This is a genomic window from Nostocoides japonicum T1-X7, assembly GCF_001046855.1.
Lineage (GTDB): Bacteria > Actinomycetota > Actinomycetes > Actinomycetales > Dermatophilaceae > Nostocoides > Nostocoides japonicum.
Genome location: NZ_HF570958.1, coordinates 4,217,938 through 4,225,527, shown reverse-complemented (window position 1 = coordinate 4,225,527; position 7,590 = coordinate 4,217,938). Strand labels below are relative to the sequence as shown.

Here is a 7,590-nt window from a genome sequence, read left to right as displayed (position 1 = left end):
CCCCCCCGCCGCTCGATCGACGACCAGCTCGACGCATCGCTCCACGCGGCGTGCGACCGGCGGGGCGGCCTCCGGCGCGCGTCCTGCGACGCCTGGGCAACGGTCGCGGGAGCGGCGGTCCGCGTCAACTCGATCCGGCAGTACTGGTCGGTGCCGGGTCACGAGACGCCGCTCAGCGTCGCGACGGCGAGCGCCGCCGTCGGCGCCCTGCTCGCCGCCGCCCTCGCCGTCGTCGTCGCCCTCCGGCTCGTCGCGGCTTCCCTCGTCGGGTCGGTCCGCCGAGCGCGCGTCACGACCGGTCGCGAGGTGCTCTCATGACGACGACCGTCCTGCCCCGCCGGCACGCGAGCACCCCACCGGAGCCACGCCGCGGCGCGTGGGCGCCGGCGCCGACCGACGTGACCGCGCGCCCGTCGCTCCCGACCGCCTCGGACCACGGACGGCGTCCGCCGCGGTCGGCCCGGACCGGTCGCATCGCCGCCGGCCGGCAGGCCCGTCTCACGCTGCATCCGGTCACCCTCGTCGTCCGGTCGGTGGCCGTCGTCCTCGGTCTCCTGCCGTCCGCTCTCCCCCATTCCGCCTGGATCCAGGCCGGCGTCGTCCTCACCGTCCTTCTCCTCGCCCAGCCCGTCGTCGCGCTCGGCCGGAGGCGGTGGCCCGCCGCCGCGGCCGGACGGCTCCTCCTGCGGGCCGTCGGCATGGGGCTCGCCGTCGCCCTCCCTCTCGAGGTCGTCGCCGCCGAACGGCTGCGGACGGCGACGGGCATGGCCACGAGCGGACCCGCATACTGGCTCGCGGTCGCCGTCCTCGTGACCGGAGCGGTCCTCCTGGCCCGGGGGATCGTCACCGGGGTTCGCCGATCGGGACGGTTCGTCGCACGCGGTTGGCGCGGAACGCTCCTCGCCGTCCTCGTCGTCGTCCTCGGATGGGCGGCCCTGTCGGCCTTCGCGCCGAGCCCGCGCCCCGGAGCGCCCGATCCGCAGGAGCGTCCGCTCGCGGTCGCCTCACCGGTCGGCGCCGTCCGAGTGTATGCCGCGGCCCGGCCCGGCGAGACCCTCACCGCCCGCGCGACCCGGGCTGCCGACGCGCTCGTCGCAGCAGGCGGCCTGCACCGGCGGCACGTCGTCGTCATGTTCCCCACGGGATCCGGCTGGGTCGACCCGACCGCCGTCGAGGGGTTCGAGGACCGCTTCGGCGCCGACGTCGCGGAGGTGTCGATGCAGTCGACGACGACACCGAGCTGGGTCGCCTACCTCTTCCAGCGCGGATCGGCCGACGCCGGTGCCAGGGCACTGTTCACCGCGGTCGCGGACCGGATCGACGCCCTGCCACCGGCGCAGCGTCCGCAGCTGCATCTCTACGGCGAGAGCCTCGGCGCGGCGACGGGCCGCAGCGTCTTCGCCGACCACCGGACGGCGGCTCGCGCGGCGGACTCGGTGTGCTCGGTCCTCTGGGTCGGGCCGCCCGGCGGGCACGGCCTACCCGCTCGTGCCACGTCCCGCGTCCGGCAGGCCGTCGTCGCGAACCCGACCGACCCGGTCGTCCACACCCATCTCGACTCCGTCGTCGTCCCTTCCGGAGACTCGACCCGGCCGTGGCTGCCCGTCGTCTCGTTCGTCCAGCAGGGCGCCGACTTCGTCGCCTCCCGCTCGGTGCCGGTCGGCACGGGCCACCGCTACGGACCGCACCAGGCCGACGCCCTCCCGACGTGCTGACGCCTCCGGCGTGACCCCGCGGTCGGCTCACCCGGGCGCGGGCGCAACTCCGGATCAGCCGTCGGCGGCGCGGGCGACGAGGTACATCGGGATGAACAGGACGCAGAGGAGGAGGCAGAGCACCGCCCAGATCTCCGCCCGGTCGATCGTGACGCCGGCGACGGTGGCCGTGACCGGACGCCGGCTCGCCTCCCGGGCCCGGGCATCCTGAAGGACCCACGCGCTGCAGGCCAGCAGGAGCACGATCACCAGCAGCAGGGTGACCACGGGGGTGTCCACCGCCCCAGTATTCCTCGCCGGCCGGCCCCTGCCGTCCCGCTGGGACGCCTCAGGCGGAGAAGCGGCGGCCGGTGAGGCGTTCGTAGGCCTCGACGTACCGGGACCGCGTCGCCGCGACGATCTCGTCGGGCAGGCGGGGGGGCGCCTCCCCGCTCGCCCGGTCCCAGCCGCTCTCCGGTGAGGTGAGCCAGTCCCGGACGAACTGCTTGTCGAAGCTCGACTGCGGGTGGCCGGGCTCCCACTCCTCGGCCGGCCAGAAGCGCGAGGAGTCGGGAGTGAGGACCTCGTCGGCGAGGACGAGCTCCCCGCCGGGGGTCAGTCCGAACTCCACCTTCGTGTCGGCGAGGATGATGCCGCGGTCACGTGCGATCGCGTTGCCGCGCACGAGGATCGCGACGGTGAGGTCGCGGATGCGGCTCGCCAGGTCGGGCCCGACGAGCGCCTCGACCTCGGCATACGTCATCGGCTCGTCGTGCTGCCCCATCGGCGCCTTCGTCGACGGCGTGAAGATCGGCTCGGGCAGCTCGGACCCGTCGACGAGACCCTCCGGGAGAGGTATGCCGGACACCGCGCCGCTCGCGGTGTACTCGCCGAGCCCGCCGCCCGTGAGGTAGGCGCGCGCGACGCACTCGACCATGACCATGTCGAGCCGGCGGACGAGGATCGCCCGCCCCCGCACGGCGTCGGGCACGTCGGTGGACACGAGGTGGTTGGGCACGATGTCGGCGAGCTGGTCGAACCACCAGAGGGACAGCTGGGTGAGGACGGTCCCCTTGTCGGGGATCGGGGGGTCGAGGAGGTGGTCGAACGCCGAGATCCGGTCGGAGGCGACGAGCAGCAGCTCACCGATCCGCGGCGCGCCGTCTCGCCCGATCGGCGTGTAGAGGTCGCGGACCTTGCCGGAGTACACGTGGTCGTAGCCGGGCAGCTCGAGGGGCGAGGTCGCGGGCATACGGGCGATTGTCGCAGGCGTTACCTCACTCGTGCGCCCGGTGACCACGCGCCATACCCGTCACCCGTCCCATCGCGTCGACGCGGGGTGGTGCAGAGCTCCCGATCGGGGGCTCTGCACCACTGCTCCGGGGGATCGGCGGCCTCGCGGGTGCCGACCCGAGGTTGGAGGATGGTGGGCATGACCGCGACGGAGCGCTCCGCCCCCGCCGGGCGGAGCTCCTCCCCACGGCTCCTCGACGCGGCCTACCTCCCGTTCGTCGTCGCCGCCGTCGGCCTCGTGACGATGGGCGCGTTCGAGAACCGGGCGGTGACGACCGTCCTGCCGACCGTGGCCGAGCACCTCGACGGGCTCGCCTGGTTCGGCGCCGCGACGGCCGCGCCCGTCGCGACGTACGTCCTCGGGACGACCCTGAGCGGGGCCTGGGCCGACCGGCGCGGCCCACGGCTGCCTCTCCTCGCCGGACTCGTCGGCTTCGGCCTCGCGCAGGCGATCGCCGGACTCGCGCCGCACATGGCCGTCTTCACCGGCGCCCGGCTCGTCGGCGGCGCCGCGGAGGGCGCCCTCGACATCTCGATCACCGTCATGATCGCCTCGGTCCTGCCCGTCGAGCTGCGGCCCCGGATCTTCGCCGCCGTCGCGGCGGCCTGGGTGCTGCCGTCCGTCGTCGGGCCCGGCATCGCGGGGGCCATCGCCGAGGCGGCGGGATGGCGGTGGGTCTTCGTCGCGCCGATCCCCCTGCTCCTCCTCGCCGCCGGGCTCCTCCTGCCCACCCTGCGCCGCGTGCGGGCCGCCGAGGCGTCCTCCGTCGTCGAGCCGTCCCGCGCCGGCGAGCCGTCCCGCGTCGGCGACATCGCCCGGGGCGGCGATCCCCGAGGCGGCGAGTCGTCGTCGCTCGGTGACGCATCGTCGGTGGAGGAGCCAGCGCCCACGCGCGGCACCTCGTCCACCGGCACCTCGTCCACCGGCACGACGTCCTCGACCGGCACGACGTCCTCCGCCGCGACGGGGGACGGACCACCTCACCCCGCGGGCGCGGGCCGGCTCGCCGTCCAGGCGAGCCTCCTCGCGACGGCTCTCGCCGCCGTGTCGGTCGTCGGGCCGCTCTTCGAGGATCCGGGCACCCGACCGCTCGCCACCGTGGCCCTCGTCGTGGCTGCGGCGCTCGCCCTCCTCGTCGGCGCCCGGATCCTTCCGCCCGGCACCTACGCCATCCGCCGTGGCATACCGGCCGTCGTCGCCATGAACGGGCTCATCGGCACGGCGTTCGCGCTGGCCGGCTCGTTCATCCCCCTCATGCTGACGACGATCCACGGCGTCCGGCCGTTCTGGGCCGGTGCGAGCCTCACGGTGACCGGCGTCTTCTGGGCGGCCGGCTCGTGGGTGCAGAGTCTCGGCGTCGTCCAACGACTCACCTCGCCGGCCGGGCGGCTGCGGATCGGATCGCTCCTCATCGCGGTCGGCTCGATCGGACCCCTGCTCCTCGCGCTCGACGTCCTCGGCATCGTCGCCGGTCTCGCCGTCTATGCGCTCGCCGCGGCGGGTATCGGGCTGTCCTACCCGACGATCGCGACCCAGTCCCTCGCCCTCGCCTCCGACAACGAGCAGGGGCAGGTCACGGCGGGTCGACAGCTGGCGGCGGCGATGTCCCAGGCGCTGGGACTCGCGGTCGCCGGAGCGTTCATCGCCGCCGCGGGGAGCCACCTCGGCGGGTCGCTGTTCGCCGGCGTCGACGGCGCGGCGATGGTCATCGCGCTCCTCGCGGCCGTCGCGAGCGCCCGGGTCAGGGGACGGTGACCTCGCCGCGCTCGGCCCGCAGCGCGATGTCCGTCCGGTGATGGCCCCCCGCGAGAGAGGTCCGGTCGACGGCGGCGTAGACCCGCTGCCGGGCCTCGGCGAGGGTCGGTCCGAGGGCGACGACCGAGAGGACCCGGCCACCCGCCGAGACCACGTTGCCGTCGTCGTCGACGGCGGTGCCGGCGTGCAGGATGTATGCCGTCGGCACGTCGCTCACGTCGAGCCCGTCGAGAACGTCGCCCGTGCGCGGAGTGGCGGGGTAGTTCTCGGCGGCGACGACGACGGTGACGGCGGTGTCCGGCGACCAGCGCAGGCTCCCGACGTCGGCGAGCCGCCCCGTCGCCGCGGCCTGGAGAAGTCCGCCGAGCGGGGTCAGCAAGCGGGCGAGGACCACCTGGGTCTCGGGGTCGCCGAAGCGGGCGTTGAACTCGACGACCCGGGGGCCGGCGGAGGTGAGGGCGAGTCCGACGTAGAGCGTCCCGACGAAGGGGGTGCCGCGGTGCCGCAGCTCGGCGAGCACGGGTCGGGCGATGCGGTCGAGGACCTCGTCGGTCAGCGAGTCGGGGGCCCAGTCCAGCGGGGAGTAGGCACCCATGCCGCCGGTGTTGGGGCCGACGTCGCCGTCCCCGACGCGCTTGAAGTCCTGGGCGGGTGCGAGCGGCACCGCGTCGAGGCCGTCGCATACGCAGAAGATGGAGACCTCGGGGCCGTCGAGGTACTGCTCGACGACGACCCGTCCCGCATCCTTCGCGGCGAGGCAGGCGCGCGCGTGCTCGATCGCCGCCGCGCGGTCGTCGGTGACGACGACCCCCTTGCCGGCGGCGAGACCGTCGTCCTTGACGACGTAGGGAGGGCCGAACGCGTCGAGGGCGTCCTCGACCTCCCCCTCCGTCGTGCAGACGTGGGCGAGCGCCGTCGGGACGTTGGCGGCGGCCATGACGTCCTTGGCGAAGGCCTTGCTGCCCTCGAGCCGCGCGGCCGCGGCGGACGGGCCGTAGACGGTATGCCCGGCGTCGCGGAGCGCGTCGGCGACGCCCGCCACGAGCGGGGCCTCGGGGCCGATGACGACGAGGTCGACGGCGAACCGGTCGGCCATGGCGACGACGGCGGCGCCGTCGGTGAGGTCGGCGAGCGCCTCGCAGCGGGCGATCGTCGCGATGCCGGGGTTGCCGGGCGCGGCGATGACGGTGTCGACGACGGGATCCGCGGACAGGGAGCGGACGAGGGCGTGCTCGCGGGCTCCCCCGCCGATGACGAGGATCTTCACCCGCTCAGCCTAAGGAGTCGCGCCGCGGCCCGGTGGCGCGGTCGTCACGGCGTGGCGGCTGGCCGTGGTCGTGGGGCGGCTGGTCCGGGTGGTGTGGCGCCCGGATCGTGGCGCCCGGTCGAGGTGGTGTGGCCCCTGGGTCGAGGCGAGGTGGCGCCTGGCGCGTGACGACGACGTGCCCGGAAGGCAGGGGGGCACATCTCCCGGGCACGCCGCACGTCGATCCGCGGCACCTGGCTAGGGGAACCGGCGCTCCTGGCGGACCGGTCGACATCGTCGACCACGCCCACTGTGCCAAAGCCGTCGGCCGGATGTAAAGTCGCGGGACTGTCGGCTTGCCGACAACGTCGCCTTTTCGCCACAGATGGGCCAGAGCCATGCCGCGGAGCGCCGAGCTGCCGTATCACCACGTCGCGGACGTCCTGGCCGACCCGGCCGTCCCCGCCGTGTACGAGGCGATCCTCGCCGATCCCCGGCCGTCCCGCCGCCGTCTCGTCGAGGCCGGCCACGAGCCCGAGGCGGTCGACATCGCCCTCACCGTGCTCCACGTGCGGGACGTCATCGACGCGACGGACCCGGAGGCGATCGAGGTCGCTCCCCCGGACGTCGCCATCCCCGCATACGCGGCGCTCCTCGAACGCCAGGCCCGGTCGCTGCGGCTCGCGACGGCCGGGCTGGCCCAGACCTACCACCGCGTCCGCACCCCGCTCATCGGGGAGGACAGCGGACTGATCCGCCGGCTCGGCTCGTTCGACGAGGTGACCGGCGTCGTGGAGAAGCTCGAGGAGTCGGTGCGGCACAGCCTCTACGCCGTCGTCGCGGGCGGTCCGCGGATGGAGCGGATCGTGGCCGGCGGGCATTCGGCGATCCACCCCTCGGAGTCCGGCCCGTCCGTCGAGGCGCTCGCCGTCATCGACGCCTCGATCTTCGAGCTCGACGGGGCCGCGTCCGAGTTCTCCCGCCGGCAGAGCTTCGGCTACGACATCCGGGTCGGTCACGACGTGCCGTTCAACCTCCTCGTCGTCGACCGGGAGTCGGCCGTCATCGACACCTCGAACACCGACCCGGAGTGCGCGGGGTCGGTGTTCGTTCGCGACCCGACCCTCGTGCGGGCCCTCATCCACCTCTTCCTCCTCATGCACGAGGCCGGTATGCCGCTCCCCTCCTCCGCCACGGCGACCGGCGCCTCGGGCCTGTCCGAGCGGGACCGCCTCATCCTCACGCTCCTGGCCGCCGGCACCTCGGACACCGTCATCGCCCGCCAGGCCGGGGTGTCCCAGCGGACCGTCGAGCGTCGCATCCGGGCGTTCATGGACCAGCTCGGTGCGAGCACCCGCTTCCAGACCGGCGTCCAGGCGGTGCGCGCCGGCCTCATCTGACGCCCGCCTGCTCGTCCCTGCCATGCGACCGGTTCCGGGCTCGTCCCTGCGCGCCCTCTTCGCGTTTCTTGCCCTCCTCGTTGGCGCTTCGCGTTGGCCCTCTACGTTTCGCCCTCCTTGTTCGCCCTCTTCGTTCGCCCTCCTCGTTCGCACGTGCCGAGTTGATGTCGTCCTCCTCGCCGTTCGACGACATCAACTCGG

At 74.5% G+C, this 7,590-nt stretch carries 8 protein-coding genes; 4 read left to right on the top strand and 4 right to left on the bottom strand.

The annotated features are described in order from the left end of the window. On the top strand, window positions 1-318 hold a 318-nt coding region (locus tag BN12_RS25420; protein WP_048555007.1), incomplete at its 5' end, for a hypothetical protein. After that, complete coding sequence (locus tag BN12_RS19135; protein ID WP_048555005.1) at window positions 315-1,715, top strand: alpha/beta-hydrolase family protein; 1,401 nt, start codon at window positions 315-317, stop codon at window positions 1,713-1,715. The genes BN12_RS25420 and BN12_RS19135, both read left to right, overlap by 4 nt. A 54-nt stretch (window positions 1,716-1,769) precedes the next feature. Here BN12_RS19135 and BN12_RS19130 read toward each other — a convergent pair whose 3' ends face one another. Both BN12_RS19130 and BN12_RS19125 read right to left on the bottom strand, forming a co-directional pair. Continuing rightward, a complete protein-coding gene (locus tag BN12_RS19130; protein ID WP_048555003.1) occupies window positions 1,770-1,994 on the bottom strand; it encodes a hypothetical protein in 225 nt (74 codons plus the stop codon). A 49-nt stretch (window positions 1,995-2,043) separates the two neighbouring features. Further along, on the bottom strand, window positions 2,044-2,946 hold the full coding sequence (locus BN12_RS19125; RefSeq protein ID WP_048555001.1) for a phosphoribosylaminoimidazolesuccinocarboxamide synthase: 903 nt from the start codon (window positions 2,944-2,946) through the stop codon (window positions 2,044-2,046). Window positions 2,947-3,126: 180 nt separating this feature from the next. Between BN12_RS19125 and BN12_RS19120 the strand changes: the two genes are divergently transcribed. Further along, window positions 3,127-4,743 carry an MFS transporter gene (locus BN12_RS19120; RefSeq protein ID WP_048555000.1) on the top strand — a complete coding sequence of 539 codons (1,617 nt, stop codon included), beginning with the start codon at window positions 3,127-3,129 and terminating at the stop codon, window positions 4,741-4,743. Here the strand turns inward: BN12_RS19120 and purD are convergent. After that, window positions 4,730-6,010, bottom strand: coding sequence for a phosphoribosylamine--glycine ligase (gene purD, locus BN12_RS19115; protein ID WP_048554998.1), 1,281 nt, complete (start codon window positions 6,008-6,010; stop codon window positions 4,730-4,732). The two genes, BN12_RS19120 and purD, sit on opposite strands and share 14 nt — an antisense overlap. A 377-nt stretch (window positions 6,011-6,387) precedes the next feature. Here purD and BN12_RS19110 point away from each other — a divergent pair, with 377 nt between their 5' ends. Next, window positions 6,388-7,389 carry a LuxR C-terminal-related transcriptional regulator gene (locus tag BN12_RS19110; protein WP_048554996.1) on the top strand — a complete coding sequence of 334 codons (1,002 nt, stop codon included), beginning with the start codon at window positions 6,388-6,390 and terminating at the stop codon, window positions 7,387-7,389. On the opposite strand, the gene BN12_RS26315 is transcribed toward BN12_RS19110, so the two are convergent. After that, window positions 7,382-7,590, bottom strand: a 209-nt coding sequence (locus BN12_RS26315) for a hypothetical protein (RefSeq protein WP_235432470.1), incomplete at its 5' end; no start/stop codon positions are given. The two genes, BN12_RS19110 and BN12_RS26315, sit on opposite strands and share 8 nt — an antisense overlap.

Bases quoted from the DNA above. Each gene is read 5' to 3' on its own strand.
- BN12_RS19135 (WP_048555005.1), top strand. From the start codon at position 315: ATGACGACGACCGTCCTGCCCCGCCGGCACGCGAGCACCCCACCGGAG.
- BN12_RS19125 (WP_048555001.1), bottom strand. From the start codon at position 2,946: ATGCCCGCGACCTCGCCCCTCGAGCTGCCCGGCTACGACCACGTGTAC.
- BN12_RS19120 (WP_048555000.1), top strand. From the start codon at position 3,127: ATGACCGCGACGGAGCGCTCCGCCCCCGCCGGGCGGAGCTCCTCCCCA.
- BN12_RS19110 (WP_048554996.1), top strand. From the start codon at position 6,388: ATGCCGCGGAGCGCCGAGCTGCCGTATCACCACGTCGCGGACGTCCTG.